Origin of the sequence: Acinetobacter sp. NS-4, from assembly GCF_037402435.1 — a bacterium.
In the GTDB taxonomy this organism is placed as follows: domain Bacteria; phylum Pseudomonadota; class Gammaproteobacteria; order Pseudomonadales; family Moraxellaceae; genus Acinetobacter.
This window is the reverse complement of sequence record NZ_JBBEUE010000013.1, coordinates 68,792-91,204: the sequence shown is the minus strand read 5'-3', so window position 1 is coordinate 91,204 and position 22,413 is coordinate 68,792. Positions and strand designations below refer to the sequence as shown.

At 44.8% G+C, this 22,413-nt stretch carries 15 protein-coding genes; 7 read left to right on the top strand and 8 right to left on the bottom strand.

Going from position 1 to position 22,413, the window contains the following annotated elements; translation table 11 throughout:
• The 5 genes from WAE57_RS11330 to WAE57_RS11310 all read right to left on the bottom strand — a co-directional run.
• Positions 1 to 243, bottom strand: a 243-nt coding sequence (locus WAE57_RS11330) for a helix-turn-helix domain-containing protein (protein WP_337710696.1), incomplete at its 3' end; no start/stop codon positions are given.
• A 126-nt stretch (positions 244 to 369) separates the two neighbouring features.
• Positions 370 to 1,989 carry an AarF/UbiB family protein gene (locus WAE57_RS11325; protein WP_301433048.1) on the bottom strand — a complete coding sequence of 540 codons (1,620 nt, stop codon included), beginning with the start codon at positions 1,987 to 1,989 and terminating at the stop codon, positions 370 to 372.
• 12 nt (positions 1,990 to 2,001) lie between these two features.
• Entirely contained in the window at positions 2,002 to 2,664 is a 663-nt protein-coding gene (locus tag WAE57_RS11320; RefSeq protein ID WP_337710695.1) for a hypothetical protein, read from the bottom strand.
• Positions 2,665 to 2,675: 11 nt separating this feature from the next.
• Positions 2,676 to 3,620 carry a bifunctional demethylmenaquinone methyltransferase/2-methoxy-6-polyprenyl-1,4-benzoquinol methylase UbiE gene (gene ubiE / locus WAE57_RS11315; RefSeq protein ID WP_337710694.1) on the bottom strand — a complete coding sequence of 315 codons (945 nt, stop codon included), beginning with the start codon at positions 3,618 to 3,620 and terminating at the stop codon, positions 2,676 to 2,678.
• 169 nt (positions 3,621 to 3,789) lie between these two features.
• Positions 3,790 to 4,494: a hypothetical protein gene (locus WAE57_RS11310; protein ID WP_337710693.1), complete on the bottom strand. Its 705-nt coding sequence runs from the start codon at positions 4,492 to 4,494 to the stop codon at positions 3,790 to 3,792.
• A gap of 205 nt (positions 4,495 to 4,699) precedes the next feature.
• Here WAE57_RS11310 and WAE57_RS11305 point away from each other — a divergent pair, with 205 nt between their 5' ends.
• On the top strand, positions 4,700 to 6,118 hold the full coding sequence (locus WAE57_RS11305; RefSeq protein ID WP_237787514.1) for a phosphate--AMP phosphotransferase: 1,419 nt from the start codon (positions 4,700 to 4,702) through the stop codon (positions 6,116 to 6,118).
• Positions 6,119 to 6,172: 54 nt separating this feature from the next.
• Here the strand turns inward: WAE57_RS11305 and WAE57_RS11300 are convergent, their stop codons facing one another.
• Positions 6,173 to 6,670 (bottom strand): hypothetical protein, encoded by a 498-nt coding sequence (locus WAE57_RS11300; protein ID WP_337710699.1) that lies wholly within the window; start codon positions 6,668 to 6,670, stop codon positions 6,173 to 6,175.
• Between the two features lie 185 nt (positions 6,671 to 6,855).
• On the opposite strand from WAE57_RS11300, the gene WAE57_RS11295 reads away from it, so the two are divergent.
• The 6 genes from WAE57_RS11295 (at position 6,856) to WAE57_RS11270 (ending at position 21,618) form a co-directional block, all read left to right on the top strand.
• Positions 6,856 to 10,560: an exodeoxyribonuclease V subunit gamma gene (locus WAE57_RS11295; protein ID WP_337710692.1), complete on the top strand. Its 3,705-nt coding sequence runs from the start codon at positions 6,856 to 6,858 to the stop codon at positions 10,558 to 10,560.
• Between the two features lie 4 nt (positions 10,561 to 10,564).
• Positions 10,565 to 14,695, top strand: a complete 4,131-nt coding sequence (locus WAE57_RS11290) for a UvrD-helicase domain-containing protein (RefSeq protein ID WP_337710691.1) — start codon at positions 10,565 to 10,567, stop codon at positions 14,693 to 14,695.
• A 63-nt stretch (positions 14,696 to 14,758) separates the two neighbouring features.
• On the top strand, positions 14,759 to 16,534 hold the full coding sequence (gene recD / locus WAE57_RS11285; protein ID WP_337710690.1) for an exodeoxyribonuclease V subunit alpha: 1,776 nt from the start codon (positions 14,759 to 14,761) through the stop codon (positions 16,532 to 16,534).
• Positions 16,535 to 17,500: 966 nt separating this feature from the next.
• Entirely contained in the window at positions 17,501 to 17,770 is a 270-nt protein-coding gene (gene rpsO / locus WAE57_RS11280; protein ID WP_005007057.1) for a 30S ribosomal protein S15, read from the top strand.
• A gap of 268 nt (positions 17,771 to 18,038) precedes the next feature.
• Entirely contained in the window at positions 18,039 to 20,126 is a 2,088-nt protein-coding gene (pnp, locus tag WAE57_RS11275; protein ID WP_337710698.1) for a polyribonucleotide nucleotidyltransferase, read from the top strand.
• A 256-nt stretch (positions 20,127 to 20,382) separates the two neighbouring features.
• Positions 20,383 to 21,618 carry a magnesium transporter CorA family protein gene (locus tag WAE57_RS11270; RefSeq protein ID WP_237787518.1) on the top strand — a complete coding sequence of 412 codons (1,236 nt, stop codon included), beginning with the start codon at positions 20,383 to 20,385 and terminating at the stop codon, positions 21,616 to 21,618.
• Between the two features lie 99 nt (positions 21,619 to 21,717).
• Here the strand turns inward: WAE57_RS11270 and WAE57_RS11265 are convergent, their stop codons facing one another.
• A complete protein-coding gene (locus tag WAE57_RS11265) occupies positions 21,718 to 21,975 on the bottom strand; it encodes a YdcH family protein (protein WP_086174081.1) in 258 nt (85 codons plus the stop codon).
• Between the two features lie 93 nt (positions 21,976 to 22,068).
• Positions 22,069 to 22,407: a chaperone modulator CbpM gene (locus tag WAE57_RS11260; protein ID WP_237787520.1), complete on the bottom strand. Its 339-nt coding sequence runs from the start codon at positions 22,405 to 22,407 to the stop codon at positions 22,069 to 22,071.
• Positions 22,408 to 22,413: the final 6 nt, after the last annotated feature.

Here is a 22,413-nt window from a genome sequence, read left to right as displayed (position 1 = left end):
GCTTTCAACCTGTTTCCATACAGTGGAATTTATGGTTCTATAATTCGAAATATGGCGTGTTTTAGCCAGTTGGTGAGCATGCTTGGCAAAGTAGCCATTTCTATTTCGATTGCGTTTGATCTCCCTGGAAATCGTAGGGGGAGCACGAGTCAATCTGCGGGCAATATGACCTGTCGAAAAACCTTCACGTAATAAAGCATAAATCTGATATCTTTCTTCTTGAGTGAGATGAGAATAGTTCATTGTGCAACTTTGACTTTGGTCGGTCTGGAAGCAAAATACTATCTCATCTTGCTTCCTGGCTAAATTAATCTCTGTTGCACTTCATCTGAGAATCTAAGGTTTTTAAAAAGTTTTAATTTTAAACAGCTATTTCACTACCCGCCAAACGGCAAGCAAGCTGGAAAGCAGGATTAAAATAATGGATACATACCACGGTGCAATAATCGCAATCGATAACAAGATCGCCATGATACTGCCAAACATCCAGCTGCGTTTTTGCTGATGTTCCATTTGCAGACGCATGCTTTGCAGTTCATGCAACTGTTTGGAATGCCAGGCCGACTGATTTTTTAAACCATTCAGGCTGTCAATCATCAAACTTGGTAAATCCTGTGCACCCAGAAGAAGGTCTGGAATTTTTTGCCCCAATTCCTTCAGATTCTTCTGTGGATTCATTTGAGCTTTAATCCAATCGGTCAGGATCGGTTTTGCCAGTTTCCAGATATCCAGTTCCGGATAAAGGTCTGTTCCCAAGCCTTCTACATGCACTAAGGTTTTTAGCAATAGCATCAATTGCGGCGGAATTTCCAGATGGAAACGACGGGCAATATCCATGACCTGAATCAGGATGCCGGCAAAGTCCAGCTCATGCATTGGCTTCGATACCATTGGCCCCACAGTACGACGCATTTCACGCGCTAAAGCATCTTGGTCTGTACCCGGTGGAATCCAGCCGGCTTGATGTACTACCAGAATCAGTTGCATGAAGTCGCTGTTCATCACCGCCAGTAACATGCGTGCCACAGTCATTTGATCATGTTTGGACAGCTCACCCATAATCGCGCAGTCGAGCGCAATAAAGCGTGGATTACTCGGATTAATAGTTTCGACAAACACATTTCCTGGGTGCATGTCGGCATGGAAGAAGTTGTCGCGGAACACCTGGGTAAAAAAGATGGTTAAACCTTTCTCTGCCAAGTCCGCGCGATTCATCCCCATACGGTCAAAAGTGGCAATGTCGGAAATGGGAACACCGGTGATGCGTTCAGCGACCATCACGTCTTTGCTGTCCATATATACTTCAGGCACATACATCATGCTCGAGCCGGTGAAGTAATGGCGCATACGACGGGTATTATCGGCTTCTAAAGTCAAATCCAGTTCATTTAAAATGATTTGACGATAGTCCTGAATAATTTCAGAAAGATGCAAAGCGCGGGCAGCCTCTAAACGTTTTTCTAAGGCAGCACCGAGCCAGTCTAAAATCTCGAAATCCTGTAAAATTTGACTGCGAATATTGGGGCGAGTGACTTTCACCACCACTTCACGGCCATCATGCAGGGCAGCGGTATGCACTTGAGCAATGGAAGCTGCGGCAAGCGGTTGTTCATCGAAACGGGCAAACAAGGTATTCACATCGGCTTTTAGCGATTCCTGAATACGCATTTTGGCAAGGTTGTTGTCAAACGGTTTGACCCGGTCTTGCAGTAAAACCAACTGTTGTAGAACTTCAGGTGGAATCAGGTCGCGACGGGTTGAAAGCAGTTGCCCAAGTTTAATCGCCAGTGGCCCCATTTCCTCCAAAGCTTGTTTCAGCTTCAGCGGATTTTTACGTTCACGACTGGACCACGCCGCAGGGTGCATGCGAATCAGGCTTAAAGCATGACGGGCTTTTTCAGGTAATTCTTCCGCAGGAAACAACGTGTCGAGTCTATAGTGCGCGGCGATGCGCCAAAGTTCGAGTAAACGTGAAACGTGCGGAATCATAAATGCTTATACCTAGTTTTGAGTTGAATCAATCTGTGCCTGAAGCTGTTGAATTTTGGCTTCAGCCCGATCTAAATTTTGATTGAAAATTCGGGTATCTTGCTGCAAATCATCCATTTGCCAACGTGCAGCAAATAAGCCTGTATCTTCTTTTAACGCATCTTCAGCAAAGAATAAATAACTTTCTAATGAACGCTTTAAATGTTTGGGTGCCTGCTGGATTTTTCCCAGTTCATGGGCCAGGGCAGGACCAATCCACGGACTTAAATGCGCAGCCAAATCCGGTTCGGCCTGTTGCATGATGCATTGAATATCCTGCAACAGGTGATAGTCCCCTTGCAGCGGAATATTGCCAACATCATCTGCCAGCAGCAATTTGATCAGCTCGACTACATTTTTAACCTGTAAGGTCGCAGTCGCTTCAGAAATCTGCTGGTTTTTATCGAATGGACGTTGTTCAAAAATGGAAGGTGTTTCGCTTTGACCGGTAACGGTTGGTTCTAGGCGCACCTTGTTGTCGTCAAAAAACACATCGACAGACAGCTGCGGTGACTCAATCACCACCCGCAACATTTTGCCTTGCAATTGATTGAGCTGGATACGGGTAATCGCATCCAAATCAATCACATGATGAATTAATCGTTCAACTGCACCGAGTGCAAGAATCGACCACATAGCATAAAACCTTAAAGTTTAAAGCCGCGGTGAACCGCCACAATACCACCAGTTAAGTTGTGGTAATCACAGTTTTGGAATCCGGCATTTTCCATCATACCTTTGAGGGTACGCTGGTCTGGGTGCATACGAATAGATTCGGCCAGATATTTATAACTTTCCGAGTCATTGGCAATAATTTTACCCATGATTGGTAAAGCCGTGAATGAATACAAGTCATAAAGTTTAGAAAATGGCTCAAACACCGGTTTAGAGAATTCAAGCACCAATAAACGACCGCCTGGCTTAAGTACGCGGTACATAGCAGCGAGTGCGGCATCTTTATCGGTAACGTTACGTAAACCGAAACTGATGGTCAGCAAGTCAAAACTGTTGTCTGCAAAAGGTTCCAGGGTTTCGGCATTGGCCAAAACAAAATCGACATTGGTGCAGCCGGCATCGATTAAACGGTCACGACCGACATTCAGCATCGATTCGTTGATGTCTGAAAGTACTACATGACCAGTAGGGCCGACTTCACGACTGAAGACTTTAGCCAGGTCACCTGTACCGCCTGCAATATCAAGCACATGCTGGCCACGACGTACGCTAGACATGTTAATGGCAAAGCGCTTCCATAAACGGTGAATACCAAATGACATCAAGTCATTCATGATGTCGTATTTACTCGCTACAGAATGGAACACTTCTGCCACTTTCTGGGCTTTATCTTCACTACTTACTGTCTGGTAACCGAAATGGGTGGTTGCACCGACATTACCGGTATTGGCACCACGTGGAAGATTGTATTTCGGTACTGAACCGGTTACTGGAGTATCGGTCAACTGTTGTTGTAGCGATTGTTGCTGACCTTGTGCAGTCCCTTGCGGAAGGGGCTCAGTTAAGAAAGGACTCACTTTGTCTTTTTTTTGTGCCGGCTCGGTTGTCGAGGTAGGCGTTTGATTTTCGTTAGACATTAGAGTCACTCCTAACATAAAAATAGGGTTAATGTTGCAGTGCTTGCATGATGACAGATTCTAGGACGTTGTACAGCAATCCGCATGCAATTGTTATGAATAATATACAGAAATCTGTTCTGAGTTTTTATTCACTGCGTAAATTTGTTATTTCCATCACCATATAAAGTCACTGAAATGGATGAGGATCGCCTGCATGAACCTTGTGGATAATTTGACGTTCAACCGCAGTGAAATCTTTCACGAACTTCTCTGCCGACTTTAACGGTTTCATTGCTAAAAAGCCATCCTGCATAAACTCATACATCACGTCGAAGTTATATTTGCTGGCTGTGCCTTTGCACATTTTAAAGGCGGTATAAACCACAAATGAGCGCATGTATTTATCTAAACTTAAGCCCAGCTGATCGAGTAAATCCAGCTGCTGCAAGCGCTGTTGGCCCTGATCCAGTTTTAGATAGGTCAGTCGCATCATCTCATCGGTTAAGCTTTCATGCGGATGATAGTCCTCAAGCAACTGCATTGCTACCTGCTCATCCAGCTGCACTGCAAAAATGGCTAAAGATACGCCTGAGGTACCGGTTTTAACGGCATTTTCAGGAATCAATTTTTCTGCCTTGTGGGCATATTTCATGAGTCGTGCAATTTGCTCAGCCAGGGCATCAAAGTCCGGACCGCCATACAGGCGATTCAGAAAATACTCCGACATCAACACATTATGCTTTTCTGCAAAAGGCTTGCTATGGGTAGCTTGCATACGTTGCTTTTGCCAGGCCTGTACATCTTGCAGGCGCCGAAAAATGTCAGGGTTTTGATGATAATTTAATTGATAATACAACTCTAAAAGATCATCTAATGCAGCCAGTTTAGACATTCTGTGTCTCTATTATTTTTTAGATGGCTAAATCTTAGAGCGAGATGGGTAAAGTCGCTATGACAAACTGCAAGAAAAATGATTTAAATTAAGTCAGTTTGCTGGAAAACGAAGCAATTATACGCAATATAAACACTATGGGTTTAAATTCAGTATTGTACTATGCTTGAATAGACTGAAATCTAGAAGAAAAGATGGGGAAAACATGACACTCAAAAAAACAAAAAATCCGCTGCTGGATGAAGATGAGCTTTCCCTGAATTTGATTGAAGCACAATATTTTTTAAAAGATACCCGCGATCAGAACAATGCCAAAAGCGTACTGGTGCTGGTCAATGGCATTGAGCTGGCCGGAAAGGGCGAGGCGGTGAAGCAGCTGCGCGAATGGGTCGATCCACGTTATTTGCTGGTCAAGGCCGATGCACCGATCATGTTTAATCAGAAACAGCCGTTCTGGCAACCGTATGCACGCTTTATTCCTGCCGAAGGGCAGATCATGGTGCTGTTTGACAACTGGTATAGCGATTTGCTGGCCACAGCCTTGCATGTGTCGAAACCTCTCGATGAAACCCAGTTTGATGCCTATATTGAAGATATGCAGGCTTTTGAGCAGGACTTAAGAAATAACCATGTCGATGTGGTTAAGGTCTGGTTTGACCTGTCCTGGAAATCCTTGCAGAAGCGGCTGGACAATCTGGATCCCAGCGAAATACGCTGGCATAAATTGCATGGTCTGGACTGGCGCAATAAGAAGCAATATGACAATTTGCAAAATCTCAGTCAGCGTTTTATCAAGGATTGGAACATCATTGATTGTGAAGATGAAAAAGCGCGTAATCAGCAATTTGCACAGATCATTTTGGCGGCTTTGAAAGACTGTCCCAAGCACCCGACCGAAGCAAAAACCACATGGAAACAGGCAGCTATTCCAGAGCTGCTGCTGCACCCGGAAAAGCAGCCCACGACTAAAGAAGACTATAAAAAAGAGCTGAAAGAGCTATCGGTAAAAGTGGCAGAGGCGCTACGTTTTGATGACCGTAAAGCCATTGTTGTTTTTGAAGGTATGGATGCGGCAGGAAAGGGCGGCGCCATTAAACGTCTGGTGAAAAATCTGGATCCGCGAGAATATGACATTCACAGTATTTCAGCCCCTGAACGATATGAGATGCGTCATCCGTATTTGTGGCGTTTCTGGACCAAGTTGCAAACCGATGAAGACATCCGGATTTTTGACCGTTCCTGGTATGGGCGGGTGCTGGTAGAACGCGTGGAGGGCTTGGTTAGTGAACAGGAGTGGCAGCGGGCTTATGAGGAAATTAACCGCTTTGAAAAGGATTTGGCCAATAGTCAAACTGTGGTGATCAAATTCTGGCTGGCGATTAGCAAGGATGAGCAGGCAGCCCGTTTTAAAGCCCGCGAAGAAACACCGCATAAGCGCTTTAAAATCACTCCGGAGGATTGGCGCAATCGGGAAAAATGGGATGCCTATCTCGATGCTGCCGCCGATATGTTCGAAAAAACCAGTACTTCCTATGCACCGTGGCATATCATTGCTGGCAATGATAAAAATACCGCGCGTTTAGCCATATTAAGAGCCATTCTAAAACAGCTGAGAGCGGATTAAGCTCTTAGCGGCGAGATTCATCTATCTGATTCTTGACATACTGAACAAAAGTTTTTAGCTCATCGGCTGCTTTTGCTGAATACTTTTGGCAATTTTGTAACAATCTTCTACGTGGGCATCGGCTACTTTTTTCATGACCATGTAGCCCAGACTTGCGGCAATAAGTTGTCCGCCTAAGGGAATAAATTTGGTCACCTGTTTGGTGATGACCTTGGCTAACACATTGTTGAGGGACTTTTTGACTGCCGTACGCGCAACCACCAAACCGGAAAATTCCACGCCACGTTTGCGCAGTTCCTTCCAATGCACTTGTTTGGTTTGCGGATCATAGACACTGATTTGTTCAGGAGCCAAACCAAAACGTGCATTCACATCCGGAATGAGTTGTGACAAAATTCCGACATCGATGATCACATCGAGAAATGGAACAGGAATGACGGCTGCACCTGCAGAGCAGTAAGCCCGTTTTTTGACAAGTTCTAGGCATTCTTCCCGAATGCTTTCCAAGTTTAATTGGGGATCGATTGCGTCTGGAATTTTATCTATTTTCATCATGTAAATACCTTAAATTTCGTGTTATTTGTTCTATTCAACCATCATTAAGGTGTGAATTTCAAAGCATTTTTAAATTCAATGTCCAATTAAAAGTGACATAGACAGATGCAGATGTATAGTAAATAATCTTTATGCTTTTGTAGGCATTTCATTTTGCAAAAAAAAACTGGAGAAAGTAAGTAATGGCCATTCATGTGATTCAAAGTCAGCGTATAGACGTGCTTGTGCACGCCATGCTGACGACCGTGAATAAGCCTGCCACAACACCTTTCCAGGTTCTGCAAAGCCAACATTTTATTGTACCGTCTCCTGCAGTAGAAAGCTGGTTGACCCAGAAAATTGCCGAAAAAAAGGGGATCAGCGCCAATACCCAGTTCCATCACCGGATTCGCGCCTTTCAATGGATCTCTTATCAGTGGGTATTGAATGCTCCTAAAGAGGTTGAGCAGGTACGTGAAGCCAATATTCCGCGCATTATTATGAAATGGCGGGTATTTCAGGCACTGCGTAAATGTATTCTGCCGGAACAGATTGCCTTAGATGTGGATCATCCGCTGTATTCTATTGTGAAGCGGATTTATGACAGTGCTGACAGGCTGGAGCAGGGTACCGAGAAACAGCTGAAAAAACAGAGCATGCTGTACTGGGTGGCTGAGCAGGTGTCGCGGCTGTTCAGTCATTATATGGATTATCGTGGCTATTGTGCCCGTAACTGTCCTCCGAACAACTGTAGCTGCCCGAGCAACTGGCTAGAGGCTTGGGGACAGGATATTGCACTCGATATCGAGCAGATGATCTATAGCCCCAAAGATGAAAATGGCCATGAGATGCAGGTCGCGGATTTTGTCAAAATTCAGGCGCGTGAGCTGGAAGCCTGGCAACGCTGGCTGTGGCAGCATGTATTTCAGGATGACTATGCCAAAATCCTGGAAATTGAACGGCTATATTGGGAGCGGCTGGAAAATGAAGAAACCCGTATCGAAGCCCTAAAACGACTGCCGGCACAGATTGTGGTGTTTAGCCTGCTGGAACTGCCACCCAGCCAGCTAGATTTTTTACGTCGTCTGGGCCAGTACATTGATATCTATATTTTTCACTTTAACCCCTCGCAGGAATACTGGGCCGACAGTGTCGATCCGGACTGGAAAGCCAAATTTGATCTGCAACGGGAAGAACGCTTTATTCAGCGCTTTGAAAAAACCCGTGGACGCAAGCCGAATGATGCTGAAATTAAAGACTTCAGGATCAAGCAGCTCAACTTTAATGCCGAAGACCGCGAATCGCGGCATCCACTCCTGACCCGATTTGGCAAGCAGGCGCGTGATCATTTCTCTTTGCTTTCCAAACTGTCTTCGGGTGAAGAAGGTCTCTGGGCCGATGTCTTTGTCGATGAATATCAGGATAAACTGCTGGCTAAAATCCAGTCAGATATCCTGTATTTACTTGAGCCCGAACAGCACCAATATGCTTTAAGCCCTGACGATGATTCGGTACAGATTCATGTCTGTCATTCGTCACTACGCCAGCTGGAAGTACTCAAAGAACAGTTGATTCACTGGCTGGCTCAAGGCAATGAACAGGTTCCACGTCAGCCAAGTGATATTCTGGTGCTAACTCCGAATTTAAAAGAACTGGAACCGGCGATTCGCAGTGTCTTTGCGCCACCACCGCGTGAGCGTGAGACTGGCAGCAAACGCTTGCAGAAAGATAACCTGTATTTACCAATCCAGATTGCCGGCGTTTCGCGTCTGGATGTCAGCAATGCCTGGCGTGCTGTGCTCGGCCGGATCCAGTGGGTACGTCGCCGTTTCAGTATTGAGGACTTTGCCGACTGGCTCAGTCTAAATGCCACCCAGCAACGTTATGGTCTGGACTATGGCAATGTAGAGCGGATGTTGCAGTTGCTGACGGATGCCGGCTTCAAGCGTGGACTGGACCAGCAGCATTTACAGCAAAGTCTGAGCGCAGGCGATGAAGATTACCGTTTCAGCTTTAAATTCGCGTTAGACCGTCTGGCTTTGGGCTTTGCAATTCCTGAACATACAATGTTTCAGGACACTTTGAGTTATGCCAAGGTTTTGACCAGCGATTTCCCGCTGATTGCGACCCTGATCCAGATTTATCGGGATCTGGTGCAACGCCGTGACTGGCTGACCTTGCATGAAACCGGACAGCGTACCCTGGTGAAGACCTGGCTGGAATATCTGCGTGCTGATCTGAATGAATTTCGTGATGCCGGAGTAGAATCGCTCAAAGCCGTGGCTGAGATTATCGACAAGCAAATGCGGATGCTGACCCTGGCCGATTATCATGATCAGGATGATCCGCACGCCAGCCAGGAGCTGGTGGCCCTCAGTCTGCCTCTGTCTTATGTGCTGGAAGAAATTCAGAATACTTTAGAGATGCAGCTGGATCAGGCAGAACCGACCGGACAGATTACCTTTAGCCAGATTGGCCAGATCCGTCCATTGCCTTATAAGCTGGTAGTCATCTTGAATCTGGATAGCGGTAAGTTTCCGAGCCGGAATCAGCAGGTACCGTTTGACCTGATGCGCAGCCTGAAGCCGCAACTTGGCGATCGTTCCCGTCTGGATGATGAGCAGGGTGCTTTTCTGGATGCCTTGCTATTGGCGCAGGAAAATTTATGGCTGTTCTATAATGGCTTTGATCTGGATGATGGTGAGGCCCGCGATCCGTCAACTGCCTTGCAGGAGCTGGTCCAGCATATCGCCCTGATCTGCCAGTCCGAACAGCCGGATGCCGAGGTCGATGCAACAGTGGAGATCAATTGTCTTTTGGTCGCCCAGCATATCCAGCAGCTTTATCATGTACATCCTTTGCAGCCTTTTGATCCGGTCGGATTTACAGATGCGCAAACACCGCGTTATCAGGATCAATGGTTTGCGGTGGCAGAATATATCCGTAGCGCCGAAGGCAAGCGCAGCAGCTGGATCAATGCCCATTATCCGGCCCTGGAGCAGAAAGAAATCCGGGTACTCAAAGGCGATGAATGGATTCGGGATATGATTTTCCCTGCACGTCTTTTCCTGAAAAGTGTCGGGGTTTCCACGATTCGCTATGCCGATTTGCCGAGTTCAAGGGAACCCTTATTATTGAACAAGCTGGAGCAATATCAGGTGCGGGATTTCCTGTTACAACAAGAGCAGGAGATTGAGCCAAACCTGATGCTGGACCGGTTGCCGGTGGGTAAAACCCAGCAAGCCACCTGGCTGGGTAGCCAGCAGGAACAGCAGTTATTGCAAGAACGTTTGCTGCAGCTTGGCAAAGAACTGACGCCAGTCACCCAGCAATCCTTGCAGTTCAGCCCTGAACTGATTATTCATATTAACGTGCCACAAGTCCCGCACAGCAGTTACTGGCTGAGTATGCAATCTTCTTCGGCATCGGAAAAACGCCGTGCCCAGGTCTGGCTGGAATATCTGTTGTGGCTGGCTTACTTAAATGATGATGCACGTTCGCCAGAACTGGAGCGCATTGTCATTTTCAGCAATAAAACCCTGAAGTTTTCTGGCTTGAGTTCAAGCAAGGCCCGTGATTATTTGCAGCTCTGGTTAAAGGCCTGGGAAATGGGTCAACAGCAGCCGCTGGTCTTGCCGGCAGAATTATTGATGAAAAAAGAGTGGCAATGGGTTGAAAATGAACAGGGTAAAATGACCATTTTTGAAATGCCGGAGTTGCTGAAAGCCTGGAACAACAGCTATGAGAGTGCCAAGCCTTTGGCTTCGGATGAATCCAGCCTGTTGCATCAGGACTGGCAATTTATTTTGCAGGATCAGGATCCGGATCTGGCCTTGCAAAATTGTTGCCATGATTTTGCTCATGGCCTGTATGCGCCGATTCATCAACATCTGGAATGGGTGAAATAGCCGTATGACTTTCTTGAAGCAGCAGACGCAAAAAGCTATTTCCACCAATCCGATCAAGGACATGAAATTCCGGGGCTTACACTGGATTGAAGCATCGGCAGGCACCGGCAAGACCTATACATTGTCCAGTCTGATGGTGCGGATTTTTCTGGATCAGTATTATCCGCATCAGGTAATTGCCACCACCTTTACCCGTAAGGCTACGGCTGAACTGAAAAACCGGGTAAGGCTACGAGTCGAGGAAACACTGGCCTATATCCAGCGTCATCAGCAGCTCAATTCAGTTGAAATTGCAGCGAAAATCCAGAGTGAAACCGATCCGCTATTTCAGCAGGTACTCAAAGATTATGGACCACGGCTGGATTATGCCCGTCGCCGTTTACGTCTGGTGCTGAACCAGCTGGATGAACTGTTTGTCGGCACCCTGGACAGCTTTAGTCAGAAATTGTTACGTGAATTTGCTTTTGAAAGTGGCAAGATTGAACGTGCAGAACTGACCGAAGATCAGGACCTGTATATCCAGCAACTGATTCATGATGTGCTGCGTGACTGGATCCAGCAGCAACCGCAATATATGGTCAATCATCTGTATGGCCAGAATCTGTTAAAACCGGTGGAGCATTATATCGGGCTGGTTCGGGATGCCCTGAATTTCAGCAAGCAGCACTTTCAGAAAGTTGAGCCAGCCGAATGTGACCTGAATAAATTAGAAGCCAGTATTACCCAGCTATTGAGTGTTCAGGAGCATGATCTTGCAGTTATGCGGCGCTATTGTCAGGACTTTCCGAAGTATTTTCACAAGAGTTTTTTGACCAAGTTAACCGAAGTTTGTGAAAACTTTATGACCTGGAGCGCAGCCCTGAAAAATCAGGGTGGCATGAGTTTTTTTAATGCTGAATTACAAGTTATTATATTGAATCTGTGCCATTTACGCCGCAAGAAAACCGATTTCCAGCCGACCACTCAGGTTTTTAACAAGAGTTGTCCGGATGCAGAACAGCAGCTGATTTTGCAGCACAGCCTGATTGTGGCGATTGATGCACTCTGTGAGGTCAAACAATATCTGGATGAGCAGCTGAAACAGCTCAGCACCTATCTGGAATATCATGTTATTCAAAGTGTGCAAACCCGTTTGCCACAGACCTTGCAGCAGCAGGGTGAAACCACTTTCTCCCAGCAAATCCGCACACTGGCAGAAGCACTGCAAGGCCAGCAGGGGCAGCGTTTTGCCCAGTTTGTACAGGCACGTTACCCGCTGATTCTGGTCGATGAATTTCAGGATACCAACCAGGATCAGGATGATTTGCTGGCCAAGATATGGCGTGATGCCAACCGGGTTCAGTCTGGCTGCATGATTATGGTTGGTGATCCGAAACAGGCAATTTACGGTTTCCGTGGAGGTGATATGCTCACCTATAACAAGGCGCATGCCGATGTGCTGCATAAGCAGGGCCGTGAATATACACTGATGCAGAATCATCGTTCGGTCAAGCCGCTGGTCGAAGTCGTGGATGCCCTGTTCCAGCGGCAAATGGATTTTGGCGAACAGGTGCAATACACCCTGATTCAGGCTGGGAGTCGTCCGCATCCGGATTTAATCGATACCGGCATCTGTAACCCGCAGCCCTTACGCTGGATTCAGCTAGGTGAATCGGACGTGGAAGCGGATCAGGTGGCCTGGAAAATTCGTGTGCTGCTAAATCAGTCCGCCCAGCAGCAGCTGTACTTTCAGCAACAAGAGCATAAGCAAAGCTTGCGTGCAGATGATATCGCGGTGCTGGGATTTGGACATTTTGCCTTGGAGCAGGTCAAGCAGCGCCTGCTGCGTATGGGTATCCCTTGCTATAAAGAGTCCAAACAAAGTGTCTTTGCCAGTCCGGTCGCTCAGGATGTCGCGGCGGTCTTGACTGCGATTATGGATCCTTTCAATGAGGCCAAGGTCAAACGTGCCTTACTGAGCCGATTATTGGGCTTTAATCTGAAAAAGCTGATTGAGTTACAGGAGCAGAGTGAAGGCCTCAGTCGCTATATCGCAGACTTGGATGCCATTCGGGAAATGTGGTTTGAGAAAGGTTTTCTGACTGCATGGAATTATGCACTGAACCTGTTTCAGGTCTGGACCAATCTGGTCGCCAGCCAGAGTCTGGACAATGAACGGGTAGTGGTCAATCTGCGTCATCTAACCGAAATTCTGAGCCAGCAAAGCGAATATTATCAGGGAGCACAAAAACTCTATCACTGGTATTTGCGCCAGCTACAGTCGCCTTCAGGCAAAGACAGTGAAAAAGAACGCAAGCTGTCTGGTGCTCATGGTGTTCAACTGATGACCATCCATGCTTCCAAGGGGCTGGAATTTAAAGTGGTGTTTTTATTGGGAGCAGATGCTGCTTTTGATGTGAATAAAGGCAACCTGAATTTTTCTCTGTCTGTGACTGAGCAGGACAATATTCTGCAACAATCCCGAGTGATTGCAGTCAATCATAAGAATTTGCAGGAGCAGGCAGTTCTGCAAAATGCAGCGCGCAATGCTGCCGAAAACCACCGGCTCTGGTATGTGGCGCTGACCCGTGCCAGTCATCGGGTGTATGCCATGCTACAGGATCAGAGCGCACAGTCCGACTCAGGTCTGGCTTTCTGGCGTGGTCAGGGAGATCAACTGTTTGAACATGCTTTAAGTCTGGTCGAGCAGCCGCTGTCTCAGGAACCAGTACGTCTAGTCGAGCAGTCACACAATCCTAAGATCGACATGCTGGCGCAACCCTTACCAGAGCGGCAGTTTTATCCCCGGACCAAAACCAGTTTCACTGCCTTGTCACAGCATCAGCTACATGCGCATGTCTTGCAGGATGATCTGGTGAATGCACAGCAACATCCGGACAGTGCTGATGATGAAATCCATTTCACTGGTCTGGAAGAACAGGCAACGGTCATGCCACTAGACTGGATCAAGCTGAATTTCCCCAAAGGCACGGTGGCCGGGACTTTCTTGCACAGTATTTTTGAACATATTGATTTTCAGGGCAGCAGTTACTGGAATCTGGAAATCCGCCGCCGTTTTAAAAATACTGCACCGCACATCTGGCAGGAACTGAAAGAGAAATTTGAGCAGGCTTTCCATTTACGTGCTGTGCTGGAACAGACCTTTTCCCAGCATTATCAGGCAGCGGTGGTCAATCTGCGTACCCTGTTTCAGGCTGCAGCCCGGACAGATTTCAAAGCAGGCGAATTGCAGCATATTATGCAACGGGTGCTATTCAGCCTGAACTATAAGTTTCTAACTGGAATTCGCCTACATGACCAAAGTGAGGCTTATCGCCAGCAATGGCAGCAGCTGTTTCAATCGGCACAGCTGGATCGTTCAGCCTTAGTCACATTTTTAGGCCAGTTTCAGGTGTATTTCGACGGACTGGAGGATGAATCTTTTATCCAGTTTTTCGAACAGGAAATGACCCAGCTTCCGCGTGTTGCAATAGCTGAACCAGTCAATGTCGAAAGCATCGTGAAGATTGCCTTTGATGGGTTACTTGACGAGATAACAGAAGATATTTTGCTGAATCTGATGCATGCCTGGGTACATGACATTCTGGCCACTCCGATTCAGGCGGATTTTGCTTTGGCACAGCTGCAGGCTAAACAGTATCTGTCAGAATTTCCGTTCTATCTGTCCTTGACCGACGCACCTTTGCAGATTCGACAAATCCATCAGCTTTTTCTCGAACATGACATTGTCATGAGCGATTTTAATGAAGCCAAATCGGCACGTTATCTGACTGGTTCCATCGATCTGGTTTATTTTGATGGTCAGCAATATCATATTGCCGATTACAAAAGTAATTTTTTAGGCACCGATCAAGCGCATTATCTTGCGCAGGAAATCAGACAAAGTATGTCGCAAGCCAGTTACTGGTTACAGGCAGGTTTATATTTGGTAGCCTTGCACCGTTATTTAAGCGTGCAAATGCAGGATTATGACATTGAAAAACATTTGGGCGGTGCGAGCTATCTGTATTTGCGTGGCATGAACGGGCAAGCCGAACAGGGTTTTTATCACTGGAAGCCGGATGCCGAATTTATTCTGCGTCTTGATGCAATTTTGGGCTATTTTGCTGAAGATAAAAGCAGCAAAATTGCCTGATGTAGCGAAATTAGTAGCTTTTAAACAATAGATTAAGTTGTGGATAACTTTGAGGATAACTGTGTGGAAAATAAACAATATAAAGATGACCAAAGCGCTGCATGGATCAGCACTTGGAGTCAGTTTATTTGCCAGCAGCCTTTTAGTGATGCAGCGCAGGACGAAAATAGCAGCCACATTATCGGGCAGGTTCTGGAAGCTATTCAACAAGGGGACAGTTGTATTTCGGCAACAGCGCAACAGATTCAAGCCCTGCATGATCTGGTGATTTCGGCTGAAGATATTGAAAACAATATACAAGATCAGATCGCACCCTTTGTTTTCGATCAGCAGCATTTGTATTTGTATCGTTACTGGGCGCTGGAGCAGTCGTTGGCCCGGCAAGTCGCACGTTTAAAACAGCAATCCATAGAAGCGGTGGATCTTTCTGCTTATCCAGACTTACTCAGCGATGAACACCAAATTAATGCCTTAAGCATGGTGGCGAAACAAGCCCTGAATCTTATTACCGGTGGACCGGGTACGGGGAAGACCTATACCTTGGCACGTATTATTGCCGTGCTGAATCAAGCGATGTCAAATATCCGCATTGCGATGGCAGCACCGACCGGTAAGGCAGCACAGCGAATGAAAGAAGCACTGCAAAACTCGCTGAATGATGAAAAACTTCAGGATCTAGTCAATGATGAGTTAAAACAACTCAATCCGATTACCATTCACCGCTTATTGGGCCTAGGGAGTAACTCTCAACCGCGCTTTCATGCCAAACAGCCTTTGCCCTATGACGTGATTGTGGTGGATGAAGCATCCATGCTGGATCTCAGTTTGGCCAATATGCTGCTGTCAGCGGTGCCGGATCATGCTCGCCTGATTTTACTGGGCGATGCCAATCAGCTTGCTGCGGTCGATGTCGGCTCGGTATTGGCAGACTTACAACAGGTGCCAGCTTTGGCTGAAAATCGGGTCAATTTAGTCAATAGTCGCCGTTTTAAAGCCGGGGCGCTGATTGGACAGATGGCCGAATTTATTCAACTGCAGCAGCCGGGGCAAAATAGTGCAGCGCTATTAGCGCAGTTTGCCCAGAAAATTGTGCAACCTGCTGAAATAAAAGCCATTGCCTTAAAGGCCGAAATGCAAGATCAAATTCAACTGGAATATCTTCCTGCCCATATGTCCACACAATTCGACCGCACGGCCTATTACGACAAATTGATGCTGGGCTATCAGAATTATATTGCGGTGCTGAAAAGCTATTTAACTGCAGATGAACCTGAACTTTGGGTGATGCAGGTGGTCAAGGTGTTTGATGATTACCGTATTTTAGCGGCTATCCGACATGGCGCCTTGGGTTTGCGCCAGCTGAATATGCAAATGGAACAGCGCCTGCTGGAAGCTTTGGCATTACATATGAGCAAACAGGGCGACTGGTATGTCGGCCGTCCGGTGATGATGACCTATAACGATTACCAGCTGGGTCTGTCGAATGGGGATATCGGGATCTGTTTTAAGCGCAGTCGAGATGCGCAGTCTCAGTTTGAAGTGTATTTTCCCAGTCTGGAAAAATGGGTACCTGCCACCCGTTTACCGAAAAGTATTGAAACCGCATTTGTGCTGACCATTCATAAATCGCAAGGTTCGGAATTTACCCATACCGCAGTGGTTTTAGATGAGGCTGCAAAAAATTTATTGAGTAAAGAATTACTTTATACGGCCATTACCCGGGCCAAAAAAGTGGTAAGCCTTTTGGTCGATCAAGAGGCTTTAGTACAATCTTTAACCATTAAAACCACAAGAAAGAGCGGTCTGTTAGATAAAATAAATAATTTGCTAAATTGTTAACAATAAATAAATAATTTTTCATTTTTGTACGAAATTACTTACAGTGATTCGAGAAATTGCCGCATAGAGCTTTATGAATGTTTTTGAGATGATGGCTGCACATAAAAAGCTCGATACGGAAAATTGAGCAAAATCGCCATAATATAATAATAATGTCGAAAGACAGCGAACTTACAGTGAAGTAAGTATAAAGAGGAAACTTACAGCCGCTAAGCCTTGTAGTTTTGGGAGAGACTACAGGGCTTTTTTATATGCAAAAATGGACGATTTATTACAAAAATGATTGGCTGAAACCGCCACTATTCAGACCCAGTTATATAAGCAAAAATTAAATGTGGAGGAATATGACGGCTTTTGTATAAGTTAGATATTTTATTTAACCTTAAGTAATTAATTTTTAATAAATAGTGGTTATTTTTTTGATTACATGAAACATAAGAAATATTAATTAATGTACGAAAATGCTTACAAAGAGATACGAGAAAGCCCACTTTTTTACATAATGCTTTGTGGCAGAATCTACCACATAAGGAAGTAAAACTTCACACACGGAATGTTTATAATAATAAACGCGAACAGCGTAAATTATGACTATAAATAAAAGAATAATAACTAAAATAGAAGAAACTACAGCGCAAAAAAAGCCCAAGCCCAGCTTGGGCTTTTTTTTATCTTACATGGATGAATAGAACATAAAAATAAGTGCTTTTTAAATCTGGGAAAACAATTTGCACCGCGCCTTTTTCAGGGGAGGATTTAACCGGCAATGAATAAATTCAAAGCTCAAACGATAAAATGAAGCTTTTTCAATGAATTGATATTAAAAGATGAAAAGCAGTTTCTCTTTTTGCAATCCCCTGACTTTTCCCTTAAAATAACGCACTTGCTGTAGTGATGCACGGCAGTCAATTGAGAAATCAATTGATTTCTATCAAATGTAATTTTTAAGCATCTCGGAGAAATCGAATGGCTTTAACAAACGCAGATCGCGCAGAGATCGTTGCTAAATTTGCTCGCGCTGAAAACGACACTGGTTCACCTGAAGTTCAAGTAGCTCTTTTAACTGCCCAAATCAATGATTTGCAAGGTCACTTTAAAGAACATAAACACGACCACCATAGCCGTCGCGGTCTTATCCGTATGGTTAACCAACGTCGTAAGCTTCTTGACTACCTTAAAGGTAAAGATGCTACTCGTTACAGCGCTTTGATCGCTGCTTTAGGTTTACGTCGTTAATTCGATTAAACTTATTTTTTCGGACTATTGCATGTTAAATGCTGTATTACTGAAAATTAAAGTATACCTGGCCTTGGTTAGGTAATGGGGAAGGGGCGATTGTTTCGCTCCTTCTTTGTGTTTAAAAATAGTGTATTCATACATTTTTATAGTCTAGTGAGGTCGGCTTCTAAGCTTTGTCATTTATGCAGTTGATGTGAATGCCAAACCTTAGGGGTCTCCACTAGAATAACTGTTCAAAAGAACTAGGAAAGAAAAATACATGTCAATGTTTAATATTGTTCGTAAAGAATTTCAATTTGGTCAACATCAAGTTGTCCTGGAAACAGGTCGTGTTGCTCGTCAGGCAAACACAGTAGTGATTACTATGGGCGGCGTAACAGTACTTGTTGCTGTTGTTGCGCAACCAAAAGCAAAAGCAGGTCAGGATTTCTTCCCCTTAACTGTTAACTATCAAGAAAAACAATATGCTGCAGGTCGTATCCCGGGTGGTTACGGTAAACGTGAAGGCCGTGCTTCTGAAGCTGAAACTTTAATTTCACGCTTGATCGACCGTCCAATTCGTCCATTGTTCCCAGAAGGTTACTTCAACGAAATTCAAGTAACAGCAACTGTTATTTCTTCTGACAAAACGATGGATGCTGACATTGCTGCAATGCTTGGTACTTCAGCAGCGCTTGCTATCGCTGGTACGCCTTTCCGTGGTCCAATCGGTGGTGCGCGCGTTGGTTTAATCAATGGTGAATACGTTCTTAACCCGAACAATGAACAGTTAAAAGAAAGTGATCTTGACCTTGTGGTTGCAGGTACAGAATCAGCAGTATTGATGGTTGAATCTGAAGCGAAAGAACTTTCAGAAGACCAAATGCTCGGCGCTGTGCTTTTCGGTCATGACGAAATGCAAATTGCGATCCAAGCAATTAAAGAATTTGCTGCAGCAGCTGGTGCAACTGAGTCTACTTGGACTGCTCCTGAGAAAAACGAAGACCTTCGTACTAAATTGAAAGAAGCTTTTGAAGCTAAAATCTCTGAAGCATACACAATCGCTGTTAAACATGAACGTTATGCAGCGCTTGATGCACTTCAAGAGGAGGCATTGGCTCAATTCGTTCCTGAAAATGACGAAACTGGCATTGCTGACGAAGTAAACGAATTATTCGAAGACTTAAAATACCGCACGGTACGTGACAACATCTTGTCTGGTAAACCACGTATTGATGGTCGTGACACGAAAACTGTTCGTGCAATCGACGTACAAGTTGGCGTATTAGGTCGTGCTCACGGTTCTGCATTGTTCACACGTGGTGAAACTCAAGCCTTGGTAACAACGACTTTGGGTAATACACGTGATGCGTTAATGGTTGATACCCTTGCAGGTACTAAAACTGATAACTTCATGTTGCACTACAACTTCCCTGCATACTCTGTAGGTGAAACTGGTCGTGAATCTGGTCCTAAACGTCGTGAAATCGGTCACGGTCGTCTAGCGCGTCGTGGTGTTCAAGCGGTTCTTCCTGCAGCTGACCGCTTCCCGTACGTGATCCGTATCGTATCTGACATCACTGAATCTAACGGTTCATCTTCAATGGCCTCTGTATGTGGTGCTTCTCTATCACTTATGGACGCAGGTGTTCCACTTAAAGCACCAGTTGCGGGTATCGCGATGGGTCTTGTGAAAGAAGGCGAGCGTTTCGCAGTTCTTTCTGACATCTTGGGTGATGAAGATCACCTTGGCGACATGGACTTTAAAGTAGCAGGTTCTGCAAACGGTATTACTGCACTTCAAATGGACATCAAGATCGAAGGTATTACTGAAGAGATCATGGAGTCTGCATTGAACCAAGCTTATGCTGGTCGTATGCACATCTTGAATGAAATGAACCAAGTAATTTCACGCGCTCGTCCTGAAATTTCTATGCACGCTCCTACATTCCAAGTGATCACCATCAACCCTGACAAGATCCGTGATGTCATTGGTAAAGGCGGCGCGACTATTCGTGCAATCACTGAAGAAACTAAAGCTGCTATCGATATCGAAGATAACGGTACAGTTCGCGTATTTGGTGAAACTAAAGCTGCTGCGATGGCTGCTGTTGCAAAAATCCAGGCGCTTACTGCTGAAATCGAACCAGGTACAATCTACACCGGTAAAGTAATTCGTATCGTTGAATTCGGTGCGTTCGTAAACATCCTTCCTGGTACTGATGGTTTACTTCACATCTCTCAAATCTCTAACGAACGCATTGCGAACGTTGCAGACGTATTGAAAGAAGGTCAAGAAATCAAGGTTCAAGTTGCTGATGTCGACAACCGTGGTCGTATCAAATTGACTATGAAAGACATCGAACAAGCTTAATGGTTTGAGTATTCACATGGGTTAACCATGTGAATATTTATAAAGAAAGCCCTGTGCTTCGCTAAAGTTTTGACTTTGGCTTGCTCAGGGCTTTTTTATGGGCAGAGAGAAAATTTGATTTAAAATTTGCAAATCCAGTTGTATGTTATTGCTTAACGCTTGCGCGCAGCTCATAATTTTATGCCAGATCGCAGCTTTGAATTATTGAAACTTCAATCAATCCAACAATAAGAAAGTACACCAGAGAATTGTTTATATGCAGGTTTATTATTTCTACCAACATCCTACTGAACAGCATATTTTTGTACAAAAAGACCAAAATACTGAAGCTGAACCAGTCTTTGTATGGATAGATTGCACCCGGGAAGATGTAGTGAACCGTGCGGATGAGTGGCAAAAAGAAATTTATCAATATACTCAGCTGATATTAAACGAGTTTCATTTGAAAGATGTTTTGAACCTAGAGCATCCTTGTACCTTCGATACCATGGAAAATTATGATTTACTGATTTTTCGTAAATTGATTACACCTGATGATGATATTAAGACCGGGGCACAAGCGCTGGAACAGCATGAAAAGATGTTTGGTTTAGCCACCACACCGGTTAGCTTTATCATGACGCCTCAGGTGCTAATTACAGTGCGTGAACAAGGCAATAGGGCGGTTGAGAATTATATCTCACGGATTGAAATGAATTTTATCCGTCCTGCTCAAGATCAAAGCAAATCACGCAAAGTTTCCACTACCCCCTTAGACCTGGCTTTACGATTATTGAATAGCATTGTAGATGGTTATTTAGATTTACGTGTCCCCCTGACCCGGCGTGTAGAGTTTTGGCAGCAAGAATTGCTGCAAGGTCATCGCAGATTTACCAAATGGAATCAGTTATTTCAGGAAAGCATGACTTTTCAGCAAGTAGAGAATCTTTGCGAAGAACAGATTGATGCCTTACAAGAACTACGCGATGAAATTGTAGATAATTACCCCCATTTAAAAGGCAAGAAGAAGTCTGAACGGCAAGATATTATGCTGGTGCGGATGGATGATCTGGTTAGCCATGTGGGCCGGATTCAAAAGCATATGGTTCGTCTTCGTGCCTCCATTCAGGCAGCTATAGATTTGCATTTTTCTGCAATTGCTAACCAGACCAATGAAAATATGCGTATTCTGGCTATTATCACCGCAATTTTTGCCCCTCTGACTTTATTGACCGGGGTGTATGGGATGAACTTTGAATTTATTCCAGGTTTAAAATCTCCAACCGGGTTTTGGAGCATGCTGATGGTAATGCTGATCACTACGATACTGTTGGTTTATTATTTTTATCGTCGCCATCTGGTGGGGCGCGGGGAAAAGAGCGTGATTGATTTATTGGCCCAACAACATCAAGATCAACACGTGAACCTGTTCTGGTTTTTAAACTATGAGCCGATTAAGCAATCGGTCAAGGAAACCATGAAAGAAGTTGAAAAACTGACCAAGTTAAAATAAAAGGTCAGTTTTTATTCCTACTCGCTATATTTGATGCACAATCCTGTCAGTTCATTCAAACCCCAAAATGGTCTTTGCCATTTTTAGTCTGCTGGAAGATTAGCTCACCTGAACACTCTGCGACAAAATTTTATAAATTTCATCTTTCATTTTGAGCTTCTTGCGTTTTAATGAATCAATATCATCATTAATTAAATTGATCGGATTGAGCTCAAGCTGAGTAATCTCCTTATCGAGTTCCTGATGGCTCTCAAATATTTTTGCGAAATGAGGATCATCATGTCGTAGTTTATGGATCAATTCCTGATATTCAGGAAACATTCTCTTCACTTTTTTATTGCATTCTTTGGTTTTCATAAGCCTAGATTATTCTCCAGCGTTGAATTTCAGAACAAAATAACCACCACGGACCTGTTATATAAACGGTACGCTGGAGGCAGAAAAGTAGCCTTAAGCATCTTTTACATTGAAGTGTTTCACCTGCTTGCGTAATCGTTGCACTTCATCAATCAAGTCGAGCATCATTGCCACAGCAGAAAAGCTGGCATCAAAGTCGCGTTGTAAACGGTAGGCCCGACGTGCACGCGAAACATCATCACCAAAAAATTGATGAATTCTTTCTTCTGGACGCGTGTCTAAAATATCGTATTCAAGCAACTGCAAAACCCATTCCGGACTTTGCCCACACGCATCAGCAAAATGCTTTAAATCAAAACTGTAATGTTCATCAATGACATCTGCAGGATTAAATTCATCAGATATTATTTCACGATAATGAATAGTCGCCATGATGTT